The sequence below is a fragment of the Vogesella alkaliphila genome, from assembly GCF_014652475.1.
GTDB lineage: Bacteria > Pseudomonadota > Gammaproteobacteria > Burkholderiales > Chromobacteriaceae > Vogesella > Vogesella alkaliphila.
In genome coordinates this window covers 581,231-601,379 of record NZ_BMYW01000001.1, presented here as the reverse complement: position 1 = coordinate 601,379, position 20,149 = coordinate 581,231, and the positions used below count along the sequence as shown (strand labels likewise).

Sequence of the window (20,149 nt, the reverse complement as noted above, 5' to 3'; positions counted from 1 at the left end):
ACACATGACCCCATCAATTGAAAAAATCGAAGAGTCTCTTGAGAAAGGCCACATTAGTCTTCATGAATTATTGGTCATTCGTAGCGAACTACATTCCGCATTCAAACTACATCCCCTCGGCTTCATCGCTTGCACGCTTTTAAATGAGGGTGCGCGCAAACTTCGCTTGCATTATTGGCCAACAACTGGCGGCGCTCAGCAGTCACTTGATTGTCAGATTCACGACCATCTTTTCAATTTTAAAAGTTGGGTGCTTGCGGGAGCGGTAGAAAACATTGAGTACGAAGCTTCGACGGCAGGTGCAGAGTACGCCGTCTACCAAGCTAGCTACGAAGCAAATCGGTCTATCCTCAGAAAGACCTGTTCTACGCAAAGACTGATAGAGAATACTAGGTCAATTTTTCCCTCAGGATCCTCGTATTATGTTCAGGCAGGAACCCTTCATGAGACGGTCCGATTCGGCAACTTATCCTCATTTACCGTTTTAATAACAACCGACGTATCTTCCTCGGCACCCTTGGTATTTGGCCCTTTGAATGGAAGTGACCGCTACACCTATGTGAGAGAAGAACTCTCGGAAGAATCTATAGAAAGTAAGCTAATGAGCGACTTCGGGAATTCGTCTGTCAATCCTTAAATACATGGGAAATTCAAGCACGGTAGGTTGGGTTGAGCCTGCGAAACCCAACGTTTACCGCGATTGAATAAGCAAGGTTGGCCGCAAGCCGTCACGGTTTTGCGGCCAACCTTTGTTTTTTCTGCTGATTCCGCTGCGCGGAAGATGATTTACCTTGCCGGTTTCGCCCGGCAGACGAGGAAGGGGGATGCCGCATCCCCCTTTCCAATCCCCGCTCTTCCCGAAGGCGCAAGAATTCCCGTGGAAACCGTCACCATCCCGGCGCCGCCCATACGCTGCGCTCAAAAGAGGGCGGCTTGTTTCCGGGCTGGCGACATTTTCCACGGCTTGTGCCAACGGGAATGGTCACGACGATTCCATGCTGGCTGCCGACTGGCACCTAACTGAGAGCAACCTTGGTTACCAGACCGTAGGTCGGGTTCGCGCAGCGTAACCCGACATGCCTGCGGCCAACGTTGGCCGCAGTGCCATTACCCCCCCTGCCGGCTCTCCCCGGCTCGCCGCGCCATGCCTGCGTAATATCACGTCGCCGCGCGGCAAGCGGTGCGCCACGTCGCACCCCATGTACTAATGTTAAGAATCAGCCGGCCATTCTATGGGGTACAGCCCGCGTGTGGCCGGCAGGCAGGCGATGGCACGGGGAGAGGTCTATGCCGGACGAGCTGAATTTCCAGTACATGATCGACACCTTGCAGGGTGCCTTCATCATGGCGGACAGCGCCGACATGACGGTGATGGCCGCCAACCAGCTGGCGTCGATCCAGCTCGGGCTGCCGCTGCCGGAGCTGCTGGGCCAGCCGCTGGCGCGCTTCGTCAGCAAGCCGCTGCTGGACGACATCCTGCGCGACATCCAGCGCCAGGATCTGGTCTACAACCTCGAAGGTGAGCTGTGTTCGGCGCGCGGCCGCTGCTTCCCGGTGCTGCTGTCGGCGCGGGTGGTGGCGTGGTCGTACCCGACGCTGATCTTCACCTTTTCCGATCACAGCCAGCAGCTGCTGATGAACGAGCTGCTGAAGCGGAAGGACGAGCTGTTCGAGCGGGTGCGGCAGCTGATGCCGGCCAGCGACGAGGGCATGGCGGAAGATCCGGACGACTACATCAGCGGCGTGCTGTCCGCCGGCCAGCTGCTGGAGCGCGCCGGCATCGAGGTCGGCCACGCGCGCCGTTATCACAATCCGCTGGCGGCGCTGCAGGTGCACGCCGAGGTGGTACCGATCCGCAACCGCGAGCCGCTGGGCGCCTACAACCGCGCCCATTTCCGCCGCATGGTGAGCTATCTGTGCGTGCAGAGCAGCCGCGACGGCGACCTGGTCGGCCGCCACGAGAACGGCTCGCTGGTGGTGCTGCTGCGCCAGACCACGCTGCTGGATGCGGTCAAGGTCGCCAAGCGGCTGCAGCAGCGGCTGGGCAGCTTTACCTTCTGGCCGGATGGCGCCAATTGCGAGACCAGCACCTGCATCGGCCTCAGCACCTGGCACGAAAGCGACCAGAACGCCCGCCAGCTGCAGATCCGGCTGGAGGCGGCACTGGCCAAGGCGCGGCTGACCGGGCGCAATACCATCGTCAGCCTGAGCTGAACGCCTGCGGCCAAGCCTGGCCGCGCACTCAGAGCGTGTTCACGGTCTCGCGCGCTAACGCGAGACAAGGCGAAACCGGCTGAGGAAGCGGCGTTTAGCTGGGCATAGACCCGCATGCCGAAGGCGTACTCACCGCGTAACGTTTCACGAAGCGCAGCAGATCGTGAACAGGCTCTCAGCCTTGCCGCGTCACGATCACGTAATACTTTTCCACCGCTTCCAGCACCTCGAACACGCCGCGGAATCCGGCCGGGATCACCGCGGCCTCGCCGGGGCCGAAGGCTTCGGCGTGGCCGTTTTCGTCGATCAGCTGCACCCGCCCGTGGCGGATGCAGAAGAACTCTTCCTTGTTGTCGGCAAAGGCGATGCGCCAGGCGCCGCTCTCGCAGGCCCAGATGCCGACGGCGCACACGCCGTCGCCGCTTTCGTAGGCAGGCCAGGTGCGCCGCTGCGGGTTGCCGCGCACCAGTCGTTGCGGGTTGGGGTAGTCGATCTGGGGGCCGAGGTGCTGCCCGTCCACTCTGACGATCATGTGCTTGCTCCGTGATGGGGTGATGCAAAAGCCGGCGCGGCAATACCGGCCAGGCACAAAGGCGCTATTCAAGCAGAACCGCGGCGCGGACTCCAGCGCCGGCCGATGCCGGTTCGCGCCAAGGTTGGCCGCGGCGCTCACACCTGTACCGACGGCACGCTCTTCATGCAGCGCAGGGTGAAGTGCGAACGGCTGTGGCGGATGCCGGAAATCTTGTACAGCTTCTCGCGCAGGAAGCGTTCGTAACCGGCGGTGCCGTCGACGGCGACCTTGATCAGGTAGTCGTACTCGCCGGACACCAGGTGCGCCTCCAGCACTTCCGGCAGCGCCGCCAGCTCCTCGCCGAAGCGCGCCAGCGTACCCTCCTCGTGCGCGTTGAGGGTGACCTCGATCATCACCGTGTCCGGCAAGCCCATCTTCTGCTGGTTGATCAGCGCGACGTAGCCCTGGATGTAGCCGTCGTTTTCCAGCTGCCGGGTGTGGTTCCAGCACGCAGACGGCGACATGCCGACGCGCTCGGCCAGCTCGGCATTGCTGAGGCGGGCATTCTTCTGCAGCTCGTGCAGAATCTTCCGGTCTTGCGCACTGATGGCACGATTGTTTTCCGACATTTTAATCCTTGAGAAACATTCTTCCGGAAAATGAAAATAGCAAAAATATCCTGCGCAAGATAGCGGTTTGTGATGGTGCTTTCGGAAGCCTGTTCCGCCGGGCGCGGGTTACAGTTTGGTCATGGTTCAAACCAGTGCAGCCTGGCCGCCACAAGCCGCCAGAGACGCCGGTAACACCCGCTGCCGGCACTGCAGACAGGCCGCCCACCCGGCGGCAAGCGCCCTAGGACGGACAAGACCCGTCGCACGGCGACAACTGGCATCAGCGACCAAGGGCCATGCCCAGGGACATAACACGCCGCCGGCGCGGAATCCGGCGGCAGGCTGCGGCCAACCTTTTACATGAAAGGTTGGCCGCACGTCTTTTGGCGCCCTGTCACAAAGCGTCACATAGTCGATACAAAACCGCCGACCACGGTTTTCTGCCGCTGCTTACACTGCAATCACGTAATGCAACAAGGAGAACCACCATGCGCAAATCACTCATCATGACCGGTCTGGCCATTGTGCTGGCAACTGGTGCCGCCACCGCTCATGCCGGTGATCTTGACCATGTTATCGGTGGTGCCGTCGGTGGCGCAGCCGGTGCCGCCATCGGCCAGTCGGTCGGCGGGCGCGACGGCGCCATAGTCGGCGGGGCCATCGGCGCCGCTACCGGCGTGATCCTGACCCAACCGACCCGAGAGCGCGTCGTCGTGCGCCCGGTCGCCCAGCCGGTCTACGTGTACGAGCGCGACTACCGCCCTGCCCGCTACTACAAGTTCAAGCATCACAAGTTCAAGCATCATCGCCACTACCATGACCGCGGCCATGACCACGACCACCGCCGCGACTGGCGCGATTGATCGCCGCACCCTACCCGCGTGTTGGCACACCCTGCCCGGACTCCCCCATCGTCCCGGCAGGGTTTTTCTTGCCTGCCGCACGGCCCGCGCCCGCCCCTGATCTCCCCGGCCTGCGGCCAACGTTGGCCGCGCATTGACAAGCGCCGGCGGCAAGAGGACGATCACCTCCCCCTCAACAAAGGATAGTCCGATGACCGACTCCATCGACTGGGACACCCTGGCCCGCGAAGCCCGTGCCGCCGCGCGCCACGCCTATGTGCCGTACAGCCGCTTTGCCGTGGGCGCGGCGATCCTGACCTCCGACGGCAGGGTCGTGCGTGGCTGCAATGTGGAGAATGCCTCCTTCGGCCTGACCAACTGCGCCGAGCGCACCGCCATCTTCAGCGCCCGCGCCGCTGGCATGGAAGAGGTGCTGGCAGTGTGCATCTACACCCCCACCGACGTGCCGACCCCGCCCTGCGGCGCCTGCCGCCAGGTGCTGAACGAGTTCGGCCCCGACATGGCGGTACGCGCTATCTGCAACGGCCCGGACGTCATCGACACCACGCTGTCGCAGCTGCTGCCGGGCGCCTTCGGCCCGAAAAACCTGCGCGACGCCGGCTGACAAAACAACAGCGCCAGCATCGCTGCTGGCGCTGTGTCATGTGGCGGAAGTGTTCAGTCGCCCGCCGGCCGGCTGACGATCGCCAGCGGCTGCCACTGCGGCCACCAGCCCTCGCCGGCCGCCGCGTGCAGCACCGACACCCCCAGTGACGGCACCGCCAGCAGCTCGCCGGCGTCGTCTTCCAGCAACGGCCAGTCCAGCCGCAGCTGCGGCGGCACGCCGGCCTCCTGGAACACCGTCTTCACCGGCTTGCGGCCAACCTTGAGCGGCAGCTTCTCGCCGCCGGAACGCGGCAGCACGTCCAGCAAGCGGCCCTGCCAGTCGTCCGGCAGGCCGCCCGGCGCGCGGCGCCAGGACAATTCGCCGTGCGGCAAGCGCAGCGTCTCGCCGACGACGCAGCACGGCGGCCACGGCTGCGGCGCCACCCGCGGCAAGGCCAGCAGCCGCTGCCGGTAGCGCAGCAGCACCAGCGACTGGTACTCCAGCAGGGGCTGCGTGGCGGCCGCGGCGCTGCGCACCTGCGCCAGCCAGCTGTACAGCGACTCCGGACTCGGCAACGACAGGCCCAGCTGCGTCAGCCACGCCAGCACCACGTGGCGCTGGCGCGCGTCCGGCAGCGCCAGCAGCGCCGGTACCTCCAGCTCACGGCCACGCTGCACCTGCGCCAGGTCCATCGCCGCCAGGGCGTCGACCATCTCGGCGGCGTCGGCCATGCGCTGTGCCAGTCGCGCCAGCTGCTTGTCCAGCGCCGGCGCGCGCTGGCGCAGCCGGCCCATTACCTCGTGGCGCAGGAAATTGCGCAGGAAGTGATCGGTATCGGCATTGCTGTCGTCCTCCACCCACTGCAACTGGCGCGCCGCGGCATAGGTCGCCAGCGCGCTGCGGCCAACCTTGAGCAGGGGGCGCCACAATTGCTGGCCCTGGTGCTCGCGCAACAGCGGCATCGCCGCCAGCGCCCGCGGCCCGCCGCCGCGCAGCACCTGCAGCAGCACCGTTTCGCTCTGGTCATCGGCGTGATGCGCGAGCGCGATCACCTCGGCGCCCCCTTCGGCAAAGGCCTGATAGCGCACCTTGCGCGCCTCGGCCTCCAGGCTGTCGCCGCCACCGGCCTGCACCGCCACCCGCACCACCCGCAGCGGCACCCGGCGCGCACGGCACCAGTCCTCGCAGGCGCGCACCCAGTCGTCGGCCTGCGCACTGAGGCCGTGATGCACGTGCAGCGCCGAAAACGCCGGCCCGCCGCGCTCGTCACGCCAGCGACACAGCAAATCCAGCAGTACCACCGAATCCATGCCGCCCGACAACGCCAGCTCCAAACGACACTGGCCGGACAAAGCGTCCGGCCAGTGTTGGATCAGCGTGTCGAGCAGGTCAGGCGGCGTCTTCCTTGAAGCGGCCATAGCTCATCAGTCTGTCAAAGCGGGTTTTCAGCAATTCGTCCAGGCCACGGGTGCCGGCTTCCTTCAGCTGCTCCTGCAGCACGCGCTTCAGCGACGACATCATCGCGGCGTGATCGCGGTGGGCGCCGCCCAATGGCTCGTTCACCACGCGGTCGATCAGGCCCAGCGTCTTCAGGCGCGGCGCGGTAATGCCCAGCGCTTCGGCGGCATCGCCGGCGCGCTCTGCGGTCTTCCACAGGATGGAGGCGCAGCCTTCCGGCGAGATCACCGAATAGGTGGAGTACTGCAGCATGTTGACGTAGTCGCCGACCGCAATCGCCAGCGCACCGCCGGAGCCGCCCTCACCGATCACGGTGACGATGACCGGCACCTTCAGGCGCGCCATCTCGTACAGGTTGCGGCCGATAGCCTCGGACTGGCCGCGCTCTTCGGCGCCGATGCCGGGATAGGCACCCGGGGTGTCGACAAAGGTCATCACCGGCAGGCCGAACTTCTCGGCGGTACGCATCAGGCGCAGTGCCTTGCGATAGCCTTCCGGACGCGGCATGCCGAAGTTGCGGGCGATCTTTTCCTTGGTGTCGCGGCCCTTCTGGTGACCGATCACCATCACCGGCTGGCCGTTGAAGCGGGCCAGGCCGCCAACGATGGCCGGATCATCAGCAAACGCGCGGTCGCCGCGCATTTCCTGGAAGTCGGTAAACAGACCGTCGACGTAGTCCAGCGTATAAGGACGCTGTGGATGACGCGCAACAATGGCGATCTGGGAAGGTGTCAACTTGCTATAGAGCGTCTTGGTGAGCTCTTGGCTTTTCTTCTGCAGGCGGGAGATCTCTTCCGAGATATCCAGCACGGAGTCATCCTGAACAAAACGGAGTTCTTCTATCTTGTTCTCGAGCTCGGCAATCGGCTGCTCAAAATCGAGAAAGGTCGGCTTCATTGATACATTTCCGATTCGGGGTAATCCGGCAATGATAGCATGAGGCCGAAGCGATGAGCACACCCTGTCCGACAAAATGCGGGTGTCCTTAGATATGTAAAAACGGCTATTCATTCAAATTTTGCAGACACCCTCTTGCAGCCCCGCCCAAGCTGTGTTTTAATTCGCCTCCTCGCTGAACGACGCAGCAAACACAGCGTCGCAGCAGACAAGATTTCGGGCGTTTAGCTCAGTTGGTAGAGCGTCTGCCTTACAAGCAGAATGTCGGCGGTTCGACTCCGTCAACGCCCACCAAGGTTGGAGCGGTAGTTCAGTTGGTTAGAATACCGGCCTGTCACGCCGGGGGTCGCGGGTTCGAGTCCCGTCCGCTCCGCCAACATACAATTTAGGTTTACCGAACAAGTTTCGGGCGTTTAGCTCAGTTGGTAGAGCGTCTGCCTTACAAGCAGAATGTCGGCGGTTCGACTCCGTCAACGCCCACCAAGGTTGGAGCGGTAGTTCAGTTGGTTAGAATACCGGCCTGTCACGCCGGGGGTCGCGGGTTCGAGTCCCGTCCGCTCCGCCAACATACAATTTAGTGTTACCGAACAAGTTTCGGGCGTTTAGCTCAGTTGGTAGAGCGTCTGCCTTACAAGCAGAATGTCGGCGGTTCGACTCCGTCAACGCCCACCAAGGTTGGAGCGGTAGTTCAGTTGGTTAGAATACCGGCCTGTCACGCCGGGGGTCGCGGGTTCGAGTCCCGTCCGCTCCGCCAACCAGACAAAACCCATTCATGCACGCATGAATGGGTTTTTGTTTTTCCTGCCGACAACAGCACGCATCCGTAAAAACGCCCTGCACCACCGAGGCGCAGGGCAGCCCATCTTACTCGGTAAACGGCAACGGCTTGTTCGCCGCCTGCCGGTCCGACACGCCCATCACCGCCAGCAACTCATCCAGCCCGCCAGCCAGCTGCTGCAGCTGCTCGCCACTGAGGCGCGCCAGCGCTTCCGGCAACCAGCCACGCGGCGCCACCGCCACCTTGCCTATCAGCGCCGCCCCCTGCTCGCTCAATGCCACCTGCACCACGCGCAAATCCTGTTCGCTACGCACCCGCGTCACCAGCCCGGCGCTGACCAGCCGGCTCAGCATATTGCTGAGCGTGGCCGGCTTGATCGCCAGCCGCGCGGCCAACTCCCCGGCCCGCAACGGCCCCGCCTCGTGCAATTCGGCCAGCACCCAGGCCTGGGCGCCGGACACCCCCAGCTGTGCCTCGATATTGGCGGAGTGCTGCTGCGCGGAGCGGAAAACGACGCGAAAGCGCTGCAGGACATCCAACGCCATCACGGGAACTTTGTCGGCCGCTGGCGGCTCACTGGAACAGGACATTTGTTTTTGTGCAAAATAAAATTAAGTGAAGGAGAACCGCATGCTGAGCACAGAATACCAACCCAGCACTGCCGCCACACTGGGCATGGAGCTGGAAATCCAGCTGGTCGACAAACAAACGCTCGACCTTGCGCCACGCGCCGACGAAATATTGCATACGCTACACCAAAGTACAACGGCCAGGCACTTCAAACAGGAAGTCACCTGTTCGATGCTGGAACTCAATAGCGGCATCCACGACAGCAGCGCCACGCTGGAAGCCGAGATGCTGCAACTGGGCGCGCAATTGTGCGCCGCGGCAGCCCCGCTAGGAGTACGCCCCTGCGGTGGCGGCACCCACCCGTTCCAGGACTGGCGCGAACGCCAGATTTCCGACTTTCCGCGCTACCGGCACTTCGCCGAACACTACGGCTATCTGGCGCGGCAATTCACCGTTTTCGGCCAGCACGTGCATGTCGGCTGCCCGGATGGCGATGCCGCGATCTGGCTGACGCATGCGCTGAGCTACTACATTCCGCATTTCCTGGCACTGTCCGCCTCCTCTCCCTACATCCAGAACGAAGACAGCGGCTTTGCCTCGGCACGCAGCAATGTGGTCAGCGCCTTTCCCAACAGTGGCCACCTGCCGCAATTCGTGCGCAACTGGCAGGAATTCCAGGGGCACGCGGCAGAACTGGAACACGCCGGCATCATCGGCAGCCTGAAAGACCTGTACTGGGACATCCGCCCCAAGCCGGAGTACGGCACCGTCGAGGTCCGCATTTTCGACACCCCGCTGGACATCCCGCACAGTGTGGCACTGGCGGCACTGGTGCAGACACTGGCGTGCTACCTGCTGAACGAACGGCCACCGCAACCCGGCCGCGCCGCGCTGTACTGCGTCTACGATTTCAATCGCTTCCAGGCCGCCCGCTTCGGCCTGTCCGCCGACATCCACGACGTGCGCAGCGGCAAGCGCATCGCGCTTAGCGAGGCCATCCTCGAGCTGCTGCAGCAACTACAGCCCTACGCCGCCGACCCGCATGCGCGGGAGTGCCTGGAGCGACTGGCGCTGCGCGCCCACCACCGCCACGGCGACTACAGCCTGCTGCGCGAACACGCCAACAACGGCCTCAGCTGCGCCCAGATCACGCACGAGGCGGCCAACCTGTGGCAAGCACCGGCCGGCTGAACACTACTGACCACGCTGCCGGCGCCGGAAATCCCACGGCGGCACCGGTTCGGCATCGTGCCACAAGCCCTGTCGCTGCTGCTGCGCGGCCTGTTGCGCCTGCTCATAGCGGCTGAACTCCTGCGCCGACTGCCCCTTGCGCGCGTACTGCTGGTAGTGCCAGGCATAGCCGGCACGCAACTGGCCGAGATTGACATCCTCGTCGCCAAGCCAGATGCGGCCAACGTTGCGGCCGTAACGGTCCTGTTCCAGCACCTCGACCCGCACCTGCTGGCGGTACAGCTTGTCGGACAGCACCTGCTTGGCCTTGGTCCCGAACGGCTGCGCCTTTTCAGGAGCGTCGATGAAGGCAAAGCGCACCTTGTGCTGCTGCCGGCTGTCGTCCAGCACGGTGATGGTATCGCCATCGGCGACGCCCACCACCACGCCCTCGATCTGCCCGGCGTCAGCGCGCGAAGCGCTACCCGGCCAGATCGCGCCCGCCAGCGCCCCCAGCAACAGCACGCCGGCCGCAATCTTGCGTGCCGGCGTGGCACCGGAAAACAGGGTCGTCAATGCCCGCAGATGTTGCGCCTGTACTTTCATTCCTTCTCCATCAAATAAAAAAGCGGCCGTCACGGCCGCCCGCTGGCAACAGCCGGTTTCAGTCCTTGCGGCGCGGCTGCCACAACACATCGGCCACCTGCGCCTGCTGGTTCAGGTAGCGCGCCAGGATGAACAGCACGTCCGACAAGCGGTTGAGATACTGCCGCGGCAAACCGCGCAGCGTATCGGCCAGCAGCACCAGCCCACGCTCGGCGCGGCGGCACACCGCCCGCCCCTGATGCGCCACCGCCGCGGCACGGCAGCCGCCCGGCAGGATGAACTCCTTCAGCATCGGCAGCTGCGCATTCCATCGCTCGGCCTGCTGTTCCAGCATCGCCAGCTGCGACTCGTGCAGCGCCTCGTAGCCCGGCACCGCCAGTTCCGAACCGAGATCGAACAGGTCGTGCTGCACCTCGGCAAGAAAGGCGTCCACCTCCGCCGGCAAGGCTTCGCAGCGCAGCAGGCCAACGATGCAGTTCAGCTCGTCGACCTCGCCCAGCGCCATCACCCGCGGCGCGCTCTTGGACAAACGGCTGCCATCGCCCAGCCCGGTCGTACCATCGTCCCCGGTACGCGTCACAATCCGCGACAAGCGGTGCCCCATTACTGCTCTCCCTGTCCGGCTTTCGCCTCGCGTATGGCCTCGCGCAGCGACTCGCGCAGCGCCTCGGCCAGCATCATGTCAAAATCTTCCTTCAGATGCTGCATGACGCCGGACATCAGCTGCCTGGCCTGCATCTCCAGCGCATCCTGCATCCACAGCGTCAGCTCCACCTTCATGCGCGGCAGCACGCGCGCGTACAAGGCATCGATCAGCGCCTCCGAGTCCAGCGGCGGTGCCTCCTCGGCGGCGGCGGTTTCCACCACCGCCGGCGGCTGGCTCACCTCCTTCACCCCCGACAGCTGCATCGCCGTCGCGGCCAACCCTGACTCCTCAGGCACCGCTGCAGCCGGAGACGGCGCGGTCAGCACCTGATGCACCGGCAGGGTCGCATCCTGCGGCGTCAGATCGAAAGGCGGCTCCGCCCCCAGATCGCGCGCCCAGGCCAGCTCCACTTCGCGATCCGGAATCATGTCACCGGCGTTACCGGCATCCAGCTCGGCAACCAGACTGGCCGCCAGACCCAGCCCGCCACCCAGCACCCCGGTCGGCAGACTGTCCAGCGAGATGCTCTCGCCCAGCGGATAGCCGTGCGCCGCCGCGTCGCTTTCGGCCGCGACTGGCGCCGCATCCAGTGCCGCGACGTAGGCGGCCGCCACGCCGGCCGGCGCCTCGCCTTCTGCGGTGGCAAGATCAAAGGCAAATTCGTCGCCGGCTGCGGCGTCTTCATCCGCCGCCGCCACCTCGCCCGACGCCGGCTCCATGACCCCGGCGGCGAGAGGCGCAGCCGCCTCGTCGGACAGCAGCGGCGGCTCAACCGTGACCGCCGCCACCTCCGCGGTGGCATCCCCAGCCGAAGGCACGGCATCGGCCTCCGCCTCGGCCAGCGGCCACTCGACAACGCTGGCCGTCACCTCGTTGCTGGCCGTGACGTCAGCCGCCACGGTAGCAACCGTCTCCTCAGGCGCCGACAGCAACACCTCGACCACGGCAGTGTCCGCTTCGGCTGCCCCCGTCACGAGACCCGGCGACACCTCGCCAAGCACCGGCGGCGCTTCGGATTCCGCCGTCAACTCCGGCACCGACTCCGCCGCCTCGGACCCCAGGTCCACTTCGGTCGCGGCCAACTCCGCAGCCGGCAGCGGCACTTCCCATGGCGCAGTCGTCACCTCGGGCGGCACGTCAACTTGCGGTGCCGCGTCGGGCGGCGCCACCTGGGCTGCCTGATCCAGCCACGCCGCCAGTCCCGCCGCCGCAGCAGCGGCAGTCAGCTCGGTTTCCACCGTGTCCAGCAGCGGCGCATCATCCACGTCCGCCAGACCTGGCTCCGGCACACCGGCGTCGGCCATCCCGTCATCACCGGGCATCACGACCACCTGCGGCGGCACCCCCTCAGCAGGCAAGGACGCTGCGGCCAACGTTTCGGCCTCAAGCGGCCTCTCCTCCAGCGACGGTACGGCCTCAGGCTCTATTTCAGCCAGTGCAGCAGCGGCCATGTCCGTCGGCCACGGAGCATCATCCACCGCTACCGGCGGGACATCGGCAGCCACCTCCGGCATGGCAAAACCGGGCAACACCTCGCCCAGATCCAGGTCGTCCGGCAAAGGCACATCCAGGTCCAGCGACGGCAGGCGTCCGATCAGGGCCTCGGCGTCCAGTGCACCATCGCCGTCGACTACCGTATCCGGCGACTGCTCGCCCGCGGACAGCACCTCGTCCAGCGTCAGGTCCGGCGGAAAGCTCAGCTCGGTGTCCGGCAGCGCGTCGGCCAGCTGCGCCATTTCGGCGCTGAAATCAAAATCGGGAATGTCAAAATCGACCAGCACCGGCACCTCGGCCTGCGGCGGCAGCGCCGCCTCCGGCACCGGGGTGTCGACGACTTCGGTCAGCACCGGCAGGGAATCCCAGTCCGGCACCGGGACTTGTGGCTCAGTCATGGCGGGCATCACTCATATTGTGGTGATGGATTTCGAAACCGCTATCCAGATAACGGCGATAGCGCTGTCTGGCGGTCGCCTTGGAGGCGTCGTCGCTGCCGACCACCTCCAGAATGCGCGGAAAGCGCTGCGGCGAGTCGGGGAAGGCCGGCGACAGGTTGAGCAGCACCAGCCCCTCGGCGGCTGCGGCAAAATCCGTCGCCAGCAGCACCGGCGTTTCCGCCGCCAGCGCATCGCTCGCCGCACAGTGCGGGATGAACTCGGTGTCGCCGTAGGCCCACAGTTGCGCGCTGAAACTGCGCAACGCCGCCTCGTCCGGCAGCACGATCAGCATCCGCTCACCCTTGCGGTAAACGGTGCGCGCCGCCCGGCACGCAAACGGGTACAGGGCGGCGACGTCGGTGTAAAAATCAATCCGCGTCATCTTCAACCACTTCGGACAATTCGCGACGTGGGCGACCACGGCGCACGACATTGCCCAAGGCGATATCCGCACGATCTTGCAGGAACTGTACCAGCAACGGCACCGGGCGGCCGGTGGCGCCCTTGTCCTTGCCGCCGCGCCACGCGGTGCCGGCGATGTCCAGGTGAGCCCAGTCGTAAGCCTTGGCGAAGCGCGACAGGAAGCAGGCGGCGGTGATGCTGCCACCGGCGCGGCCCCCGATATTGGCCATGTCGGCAAACGGGCTCTTCAGCAGCTCCTGGTAGTCATCCCACAGCGGCATGTGCCAGGCGCGGTCGCCGACTTCCTCGCCGGCGGCGATCAGCTCCTTGGCCAGACCGTCCTGGTTGCTGAACAGGCCGGTGGCGATATTGCCCAGCGCCACCACGCAGGCGCCGGTCAGCGTCGCCACGTCCACCACCGTCGCCGGGTTCAGGCGCTCGGCATAGGTCAGCGCGTCGCACAGGATTAGGCGGCCTTCGGCGTCGGTGTTGAGCACCTCGATGGTCTGCCCGGACATCGAGCGCACGATGTCGCCCGGTTTCAGCGCTCGACCGGACGGCATGTTCTCGCAGGTCGGGATCAGCGCCACGATGTTGAGCGGCAGCTTCATCTCCACAGCGGCGCGGAAGGTACCCAGCACCGAGGCGGCACCACCCATGTCGTACTTCATCTCGTCCATGCCTTCACCCGGCTTCAGCGAAATGCCGCCAGAATCAAAGGTGATGCCCTTGCCGATCAGCACCACCGGCCGCTCGGCACGGTCGCGGGCGCCGAAGTGCTTCAGCACGATGAAGCGCGCCGGCTCGTCGCTGCCACGCGCCACGGCGAGGAAGGAGTCCATTTTCAGGGCGGCGATTTCGTCCGGGCCGAGCACCTCGACCTCGCAGCCGAAGTCTGCGGCCAACGTTTGCGCCGTTTGCGCCAGATAGCTAGGCGTGCAGTGGTTGCCCGGGGTGTTGGCCAGGTCCTTGGTCAGCTTCATGCCAGCGGCAATGGCCTGGCCGCGCTGCAGGCCGCGCTCGCCATCGGCGAGGTCGCTGCGGCGCGGCACGGCGAAGGTGAACTTGCGCGGCTCGCGCGCCTCGTCCTGCTTGGACTTGAACTGGTCGAAACGGTAGAAGGCGTCGACGGTGGCGACGGTAGCTTGCTCCACCATCCACTCCACATCGTGCTTTTTGACGTGCAATTCGGACAGATAGCTGACGATCTCGTTGGCCTGGGTCGAGGCCAGCGCCTTGACCGAGGCACGGATCGCCTCGCGGTATTCCTTGGCGCGGAAGTCGCGCTCCTTGCCGAGACCGACCAGCATCACGCGGTCGCACAGCGTGTGCGGCACCGAGTGCAGCACCAGGGTGGAGCCAAGCTTGCCGTCCATGTCGCCACGCTTGAGGACATCGGTCAGGAAGCCGTTGGAAATGCGGTCGAGCAGATCGGCGGCAAAGGACAGCTTGCGGGTTTCGTAGACACCGACCACAACGCAGGCGACGCGCTGTTTTTCCGGGCTTCCGCTTTTAATGTTAAACTCCATTGATAGCTCTCCAATGTGTGTTGGGATCATCAAGGCGCATCCCGTCAAGCTTTTGGCTTGGCTTGAATCAACCGGCCCACCTTGATTTTTGACCGAAAGCCTCTTCGGCTAATATTTCTAATTATCACTACCCTTTTGACGCATTGTCAAAAACAGGCCCGCTTTTATGCTTTTTAAGAAAAGCCTCACGCGCGAACTGACTTATACCAGTATCGGCGTTTTTTTCATTTTGTTGGCGATTTTGCTGACCACCCAATCCATCAACCTGCTCGGCCGCGCGGCGCAAGGGCGCATCGCCAACGAGGCGGTGGCGGCGCTGATCGGCTTCTGGACGCTGGGCTTCTTTCCGGTACTGATGATCCTGACCGTGTTCGTCAGCGTAATGGTGGTGTTCACCCGCATGTGGCGCGAGCACGAGATGGCGGTATGGCTGGCCAGCGGCAAGTCGCTGTCCGACTGGGTCGGCCCGGTGATGCGCTACGCGCTGCCGCTGAGCCTGCTGGTGGCCGTCGGCACGCTGGTGGTCGAGCCGTGGGCGCAGCAGCGCAGCCGCGAGTACGCCGAGATACTGAAGCAGCGCGAGGAGATGACCGCGCTGGCGCCGGGCGTGTTCAAGGAGTCGCGCAGCAATGACCGCGTCTACTTCATCGAGAGCTACTCCGTCGCCACCGGCGCCACCCGCAACGTGTTCGTGCAGAACATCGCCGATGGCGAGGTGTCGTCGGTCTTCGCCAAGGAAGGCCAGCTAGGCCGGGACGAATTCGGCAACCGGACGCTGACCCTGCTCAACGGCCGCCGCTATGTCGGCGAGCCGGGCAGCGGCGCCTTCGAGGTGGTGGAGTTCGACAGCTACCGCATCAAGATCAGTGACAATATCCGCACCGCGGCGCCGCAGATGGACAGCAGCACGCGGCCAACCTTGCAGCTGTTCGGCAGCGACGACCCGAAAGACCGCGCCGAGCTGGCCTGGCGCCTGTCGCTGCCGCTGTGCGCGCTGCTGCTGGCGCTGCTGGCGCTGCCGCTGAGCTACTACAACCCGCGCTCCGGCCACGCCTACAATCTGGTGTTCGCGCTGGGCGCCTATCTTGCCTACCAGAACCTGCTCTGGCTGCTGCGCAACTGGATTGCCAGCGACAAGCTGCCGAGCGCGCTGGCAATCCTGCCGGCGCACCTGCTGATCCTGCTGCTGGCACTGGCCTTGCTTCACTACCGCAACCGTCCTGCCGGCTCGCTGCTGCCGGTGCTGCGCGGCTGGCTGCGAAAGACCCCGTAAATGAAGACCGTACGCAACTACATGATGGCGCGCTTTTTCGGCGCGACCCTGTTCACCCTCGCCTGCCTGCTGGGCCTGTACGGCTTTTTCGACATCATCCGCGAAGTGCCTGACCTCGGCAAAGGCAGCTACCAGACCGGCACCATGCTGGCCTACGTCGCGCTGCAGATCCCTGGCCACGCCTACGAGCTGATGCCGCTGGCAGTGCTGATCGGCGCGCTGGTGGCGATGTCGCAGCTGTCCGGCAGTGCCGAGTACACCGCCATCCGCACCTTCGGCGTCTCGCTGGGGCAGATCGCCCGCTTCAAGCTGATCTTCGGCCTGATCATGGCGCTGTCGGCACTGGCGCTGGGCGAGTTCATCTCGCCACAGTCGGAGCAGATGGCCGAACGGCTGAAACTGCAGTCGACGCGTTCGCTGATCGCACAGGAGTTCCGCTCCGGGCTGTGGGTGAAGGACGACAACAACATGATCAACGTGCGCGAGATGCTGCCGGACAACACCCTGCTCGGCATCCGCATCTACAGCTACGACGACGAGTACCGGCTGATCCGCAGCGAGTTCGCCGAGCGCGCCACCTACCGGGGCGAAGGCAACTGGCAGCTGGAAGGCGTGCGCTCGTCCACGCTGCACGCCGACCACGTCAGCACCTCGCGCCAGCCCGGTCGCCAATGGCAGTCGGTACTGCAGCCGGACATCCTGTCGGTGCTGCTGGTGGTGCCGGAACAGATGTCGGCGCTGGACCTGCTGACCTATATCGAGCACCTGCAGAACAACCACCAGAAAACGCAGCGCTACGAGATCGCGCTGTGGAGCAAGCTGTTCTACCCGCTGGCCTGTATCTCGATGGCGCTGGTGGCGCTGGCGTTCACCCCGGCCCAGCGGCGCCAGAACGACCTCGGCGTCAAGCTGTTCACCGGCATCAGCCTCGGCATCGCCTTCCACTTCTGTAACCGGCTGTTCGGCCATCTCGGCCTGCTGTACGACTGGAACCCGCTGCTTTCGGCCACCATCCCCACCACGCTGTTCCTGATCGCGGGAGGCTGGGCCATACTCCGACTGGAAAAACGATGACGGCAACCGCACAACAGCAGCTCTGCCAGCGCTGGCGCAAGACCCTGCAGGACGGCCGCGCCACCTTGGCCGCACGCTATACCGCCGACCGCAACGGCCGCGCCTATCTGCAGGCACACAGCGCGCTGGTCGACGGCGTGATCCGCTCCGCTTGGGACGTACTGGGACTGGGGCAGCGCGCGGCGCTGGTGGCGGTGGGCGGCTACGGCCGCGGCCAGCTGTTTCCGCACTCCGACATCGACCTGCTGCTGCTACTGCCCTCGGCCACCTGCGACAGCCTCAGCAGCTTCGTGGAGGACTTCATCGGCGCGATGTGGGACATCGGCCTCGATGTCGGCCACAGCGTGCGCACCATAGACGAATGCCTGCAGGAAGCGGCCAAGGACATCACCGTCGCCACCACGCTGCTGGAAAACCGCATGCTGGCCGGCAACATCACCCTGTTCCACCAGCTCAACAGCGCGGTCGAGCGCAACCGTGACCCGCTGCCCTTCCTGGAGGGCAAGCTGCTGGAGCAGCAGCAACGTCACAGCAAGCACTACGGCCTTGGCAGCAACCTGGAGCCGAACATCAAGGAAAGCCCGGGCGGCCTGCGCGACCTGCACACCATCCTGTGGATCAGCAAGGCCATCGGCGTCGGCCAGACCTGGGACAGCCTGATCAGCAACGACATCCTCACCGCCTCCGAGGCGCGGCTGATCAAGTACAGCGAACGCCAGCTGGAACGCATCCGCATCGACCTGCACCTGGCCGCCAAACGCCGCGAAGACCGGCTGATCTTCGACCTGCAGAACACCGTCGCCACCATGTCCGGCCTCAGCGACGACGACGCCCGCCGCGCCAGCGAACAGCTGATGCAGACCTTCTACAAGGCGTCGAAGAACGTCAGCCAGCTCAACGGCATCCTGCTACCCAACCTGCGCGCGCGCTACGTCTGCACCGTGCCGCGGCTGACCCAGGACCTCGACGAGCACTTCTACAGCGTCAACTGCATGCTCGGCATCCGCGATCCGGACATCTTCGAGAAGCAGCCGTCGACCATCCTCAGCGCCTTCCTGCACATCCAGCGCCACGGCCTGCGCGGCATGGCGCCGCGCACCCTGCGTGCGCTGTGGCACGCGCGCCGCCAGATCAACGAGCGCTTCCGCCGCGACCCGCACAACCGCGCGCTGTTCATGCAGTTCTTCAAGGAGCCGGTCGGCCTGACCCGCACCCTGCGCCGCATGAACCTGTACGGCGTGCTGGGCAAGTACCTGCCGGCCTTCGGCAAGATCATCGGCCAGATGCAGCACGACCTGTTCCACGTCTACACCGTCGACGAACACATCCTGATGGTGGTGCGCAACCTGCGCCGCTTCGCGGTGCCGGCGTTCAACCACGAATACCCGCTGCTCAGCCGCCTGATCGACGAGTTCGAGCGCCCGGAAGTGCTGTACATCGCCGGCCTGTTCCACGACATCGCCAAGGGCCGCGGCGGCGACCACTCGCAACTGGGCATGGCCGACATCCGCCAGTTCTGTGAGGCGCACGGCATGTCCGCCGCCGACACCGACCTCGCGGAATGGCTGGTGGCGCAGCACCTGACCATGTCCAGCGTGGCGCAGAAGCAGGACATCTACGACCCGCAGGTGGTGCAGGAGTTTGCGGCCAACGTTGGCGACCTGCGCCATCTGGTGGCGCTGTACATCCTGACCGTCGCCGACATCCGCGGCACCAGCCCCAAGGTGTGGAACGCGTGGAAGGCCAAGCTGCTGGAAGACCTGTTCCAGGCCACGCGGCGCAAGCTGCAGCAAGGCGGCGAGGTCGATCTCGATCTGGAGCTGGCCGAGCGCAAGAAGGCGGCGCAGGCCATCCTGCGCCTGAACGCGGTGCCGGACGGCGCCGAGCAGGCGCTGTGGCAGCACGTCGACAGCATCTACTTCCTGCGCCACGAGGCGCGCGAGATCGCCTGGCACGCGCGGGTACTGAACCGCAGCGTGGACACCCCAACCCCGATCGTGCGGGCGCGGCTGTCGGAGGACAAGGAAGGCATCGAGCTGATCGTCTACGCCGCCGACCAGCCCGACCTGTTCGTGCGCATCTGCGCCTTCCTCGGCGCCGCCAGCTACAGCATCGCCGATGCCAAGATCCACACCACCCGCCACGGCTACGCGCTGGACACCTTCCACGTGTTCCTGCCGGAGCACCACGACGGCGACTATCGCGACCTGATCAACTTCATCGAGTTCGAGCTGGCGGCCAACCTGCAGCGTCAGGACCCGATCCGCATGCCGCCGCCCGGCCGCCTCAGCCGTCACCTGAAGCACTTCCCGATCCAGCCGCAGGTGCTGATCCGCGCCGACGACAAGCAGCGCCACTACGTGCTGTCCATCGTCAGCGGCGACCGCCCCGGCCTGCTGGCCAAGATCGCCAAGGTGCTGTCCGACTATCACGTCAACGTCGACGCCGCCAAGATCATGACGCTGGGCGGCCGGGTGGAGGACTCCTTCCTGCTGTCGCTGCCGTCCGACCACGACGACAAGCTGCTGCTGGCGCTGGAAAACGACCTGATCAACGCACTACGGATCTGACACCATGCTGCACTTCGAAGACCTCACCCCCGGCCGACGCTTCCACACCGCCAGCCACACCCTGACGCTGGACGAGATCCGCGACTTCGCCGGCAGCTTCGACCCGCAGTTTTTCCATCTGGACGAGGTCGCGGCCGAGGACAGCGTGTTCAACGGCCTCGCCGCCAGCGGCTGGCATGTCGCCAGCCTGACCATGCGCCTGGTGGTGGCCAGCGAGCTGAGCCGGGTCGCGGGCGGCCTGGTCGGCATGAAGGTGGACAATATGCGCTGGCCGCGGCCAACCCGCGCCGGCGACACGCTGCAAACCGAGATCGAGGTGCTGGCGCAGCGCGCCTCCGCCAAGCAGCCGCAGTTCGGCATCGTCACGCTGCAGTGGACGACGCGCAACCAGAATGAAGAAATCGCCGTCCAGCTGGAAACGGCGATTTGGGTAAAGCGCAGGGACGGCTAAGGG

Annotated in this window: 19 protein-coding genes and 6 tRNA genes; 15 read left to right on the top strand and 10 right to left on the bottom strand. The window is 65.0% G+C overall.

All coding sequences use genetic code 11. The features are described 5' to 3' along the window. Window positions 1–4: 4 nt before the first annotated feature. Together IE100_RS02860 and IE100_RS02855 are read left to right on the top strand one after the other, a co-directional pair. The gene (locus tag IE100_RS02860) at window positions 5–637 is read left to right on the top strand and encodes a hypothetical protein (protein WP_189372623.1); all 633 of its coding nucleotides are present in this window, start codon (window positions 5–7) and stop codon (window positions 635–637) included. A gap of 650 nt (window positions 638–1,287) precedes the next feature. Next, on the top strand, window positions 1,288–2,214 hold the full coding sequence (locus tag IE100_RS02855) for a GGDEF domain-containing protein (protein ID WP_189372622.1): 927 nt from the start codon (window positions 1,288–1,290) through the stop codon (window positions 2,212–2,214). A gap of 175 nt (window positions 2,215–2,389) precedes the next feature. On the opposite strand, the gene IE100_RS02850 is transcribed toward IE100_RS02855, so the two are convergent. Next, entirely contained in the window at window positions 2,390–2,746 is a 357-nt protein-coding gene (locus IE100_RS02850) for a cupin domain-containing protein (protein WP_189372621.1), read from the bottom strand. A 137-nt stretch (window positions 2,747–2,883) separates the two neighbouring features. Further along, window positions 2,884–3,357: an Lrp/AsnC family transcriptional regulator gene (locus IE100_RS02845; RefSeq protein WP_189372620.1), complete on the bottom strand. Its 474-nt coding sequence runs from the start codon at window positions 3,355–3,357 to the stop codon at window positions 2,884–2,886. A 470-nt stretch (window positions 3,358–3,827) separates the two neighbouring features. Here IE100_RS02845 and IE100_RS02840 point away from each other — a divergent pair, with 470 nt between their 5' ends. Continuing rightward, a complete protein-coding gene (locus tag IE100_RS02840) occupies window positions 3,828–4,202 on the top strand; it encodes a YMGG-like glycine zipper-containing protein (protein WP_189372619.1) in 375 nt (124 codons plus the stop codon). Window positions 4,203–4,392: 190 nt separating this feature from the next. Next, on the top strand, window positions 4,393–4,806 hold the full coding sequence (locus IE100_RS02835) for a cytidine deaminase (protein ID WP_189372618.1): 414 nt from the start codon (window positions 4,393–4,395) through the stop codon (window positions 4,804–4,806). A 53-nt stretch (window positions 4,807–4,859) separates the two neighbouring features. Here the strand turns inward: IE100_RS02835 and tilS are convergent, their stop codons facing one another. Together tilS and IE100_RS02825 are read right to left on the bottom strand one after the other, a co-directional pair. Next, window positions 4,860–6,206, bottom strand: a complete 1,347-nt coding sequence (tilS, locus tag IE100_RS02830; protein WP_189372617.1) for a tRNA lysidine(34) synthetase TilS — start codon at window positions 6,204–6,206, stop codon at window positions 4,860–4,862. Further along, a complete protein-coding gene (locus IE100_RS02825) occupies window positions 6,178–7,143 on the bottom strand; it encodes an acetyl-CoA carboxylase carboxyltransferase subunit alpha (RefSeq protein ID WP_189372616.1) in 966 nt (321 codons plus the stop codon). The genes tilS and IE100_RS02825 overlap by 29 nt, the downstream gene beginning before the upstream one ends. A 218-nt stretch (window positions 7,144–7,361) precedes the next feature. Here IE100_RS02825 and IE100_RS02820 point away from each other — a divergent pair. The 6 genes from IE100_RS02820 (at window position 7,362) to IE100_RS02795 (ending at window position 7,897) form a co-directional block, all read left to right on the top strand. Then, window positions 7,362–7,437: transfer RNA gene (locus tag IE100_RS02820), tRNA-Val, on the top strand. Between the two features lie 5 nt (window positions 7,438–7,442). Further along, window positions 7,443–7,519: transfer RNA gene (locus tag IE100_RS02815), tRNA-Asp, on the top strand. 31 nt (window positions 7,520–7,550) lie between these two features. Continuing rightward, window positions 7,551–7,626 (top strand) — tRNA-Val (locus IE100_RS02810). A gap of 5 nt (window positions 7,627–7,631) precedes the next feature. Then, a tRNA-Asp gene (locus tag IE100_RS02805) sits at window positions 7,632–7,708 on the top strand. 31 nt (window positions 7,709–7,739) lie between these two features. Continuing rightward, window positions 7,740–7,815, top strand: a tRNA-Val gene (locus tag IE100_RS02800). Between the two features lie 5 nt (window positions 7,816–7,820). Further along, window positions 7,821–7,897 (top strand) — tRNA-Asp (locus IE100_RS02795). Window positions 7,898–8,007: 110 nt separating this feature from the next. Here the strand turns inward: IE100_RS02795 and IE100_RS02790 are convergent. Continuing rightward, window positions 8,008–8,466 (bottom strand): MarR family winged helix-turn-helix transcriptional regulator, encoded by a 459-nt coding sequence (locus IE100_RS02790; RefSeq protein WP_229800194.1) that lies wholly within the window; start codon window positions 8,464–8,466, stop codon window positions 8,008–8,010. An 85-nt stretch (window positions 8,467–8,551) separates the two neighbouring features. Here IE100_RS02790 and IE100_RS02785 point away from each other — a divergent pair, with 85 nt between their 5' ends. Next, on the top strand, window positions 8,552–9,682 hold the full coding sequence (locus IE100_RS02785) for a YbdK family carboxylate-amine ligase (RefSeq protein ID WP_189372614.1): 1,131 nt from the start codon (window positions 8,552–8,554) through the stop codon (window positions 9,680–9,682). A gap of 3 nt (window positions 9,683–9,685) precedes the next feature. On the opposite strand, the gene IE100_RS02780 is transcribed toward IE100_RS02785, so the two are convergent. The 5 genes from IE100_RS02780 to IE100_RS02760 are packed head-to-tail and all read right to left on the bottom strand — an operon-like array spanning window position 9,686 to window position 14,778. Then, window positions 9,686–10,267 (bottom strand): thermonuclease family protein, encoded by a 582-nt coding sequence (locus IE100_RS02780; protein ID WP_189372613.1) that lies wholly within the window; start codon window positions 10,265–10,267, stop codon window positions 9,686–9,688. A 58-nt stretch (window positions 10,268–10,325) separates the two neighbouring features. Then, a complete protein-coding gene (locus IE100_RS02775; RefSeq protein ID WP_189372612.1) occupies window positions 10,326–10,871 on the bottom strand; it encodes a cob(I)yrinic acid a,c-diamide adenosyltransferase in 546 nt (181 codons plus the stop codon). Then, a complete protein-coding gene (locus IE100_RS02770) occupies window positions 10,871–12,805 on the bottom strand; it encodes a hypothetical protein (RefSeq protein WP_189372611.1) in 1,935 nt (644 codons plus the stop codon). The genes IE100_RS02775 and IE100_RS02770 overlap by 1 nt, the downstream gene beginning before the upstream one ends. After that, complete coding sequence (locus IE100_RS02765; RefSeq protein ID WP_189372610.1) at window positions 12,798–13,229, bottom strand: DNA polymerase III subunit chi; 432 nt, start codon at window positions 13,227–13,229, stop codon at window positions 12,798–12,800. The genes IE100_RS02770 and IE100_RS02765 overlap by 8 nt, the downstream gene beginning before the upstream one ends. Next, on the bottom strand, window positions 13,216–14,778 hold the full coding sequence (locus IE100_RS02760) for a leucyl aminopeptidase (protein ID WP_189372609.1): 1,563 nt from the start codon (window positions 14,776–14,778) through the stop codon (window positions 13,216–13,218). Before IE100_RS02760 ends, IE100_RS02765 begins: the two co-directional genes overlap by 14 nt. A 166-nt stretch (window positions 14,779–14,944) precedes the next feature. Here IE100_RS02760 and lptF point away from each other — a divergent pair, with 166 nt between their 5' ends. Genes lptF through IE100_RS02740 form a run of 4 tightly spaced genes read left to right on the top strand, consistent with a single transcriptional unit; the run spans window position 14,945 to window position 20,146 of the window. Then, the gene (lptF, locus tag IE100_RS02755) at window positions 14,945–16,051 is read left to right on the top strand and encodes an LPS export ABC transporter permease LptF (protein ID WP_189372608.1); all 1,107 of its coding nucleotides are present in this window, start codon (window positions 14,945–14,947) and stop codon (window positions 16,049–16,051) included. Then, window positions 16,052–17,125, top strand: a complete 1,074-nt coding sequence (gene lptG, locus IE100_RS02750) for an LPS export ABC transporter permease LptG (protein ID WP_189353118.1) — start codon at window positions 16,052–16,054, stop codon at window positions 17,123–17,125. Further along, the gene (locus IE100_RS02745) at window positions 17,122–19,695 is read left to right on the top strand and encodes a [protein-PII] uridylyltransferase (RefSeq protein WP_189372607.1); all 2,574 of its coding nucleotides are present in this window, start codon (window positions 17,122–17,124) and stop codon (window positions 19,693–19,695) included. Before lptG ends, IE100_RS02745 begins: the two co-directional genes overlap by 4 nt. A 4-nt stretch (window positions 19,696–19,699) precedes the next feature. Continuing rightward, on the top strand, window positions 19,700–20,146 hold the full coding sequence (locus IE100_RS02740) for a MaoC family dehydratase (protein ID WP_189372606.1): 447 nt from the start codon (window positions 19,700–19,702) through the stop codon (window positions 20,144–20,146). Window positions 20,147–20,149 lie beyond the last annotated feature (3 nt).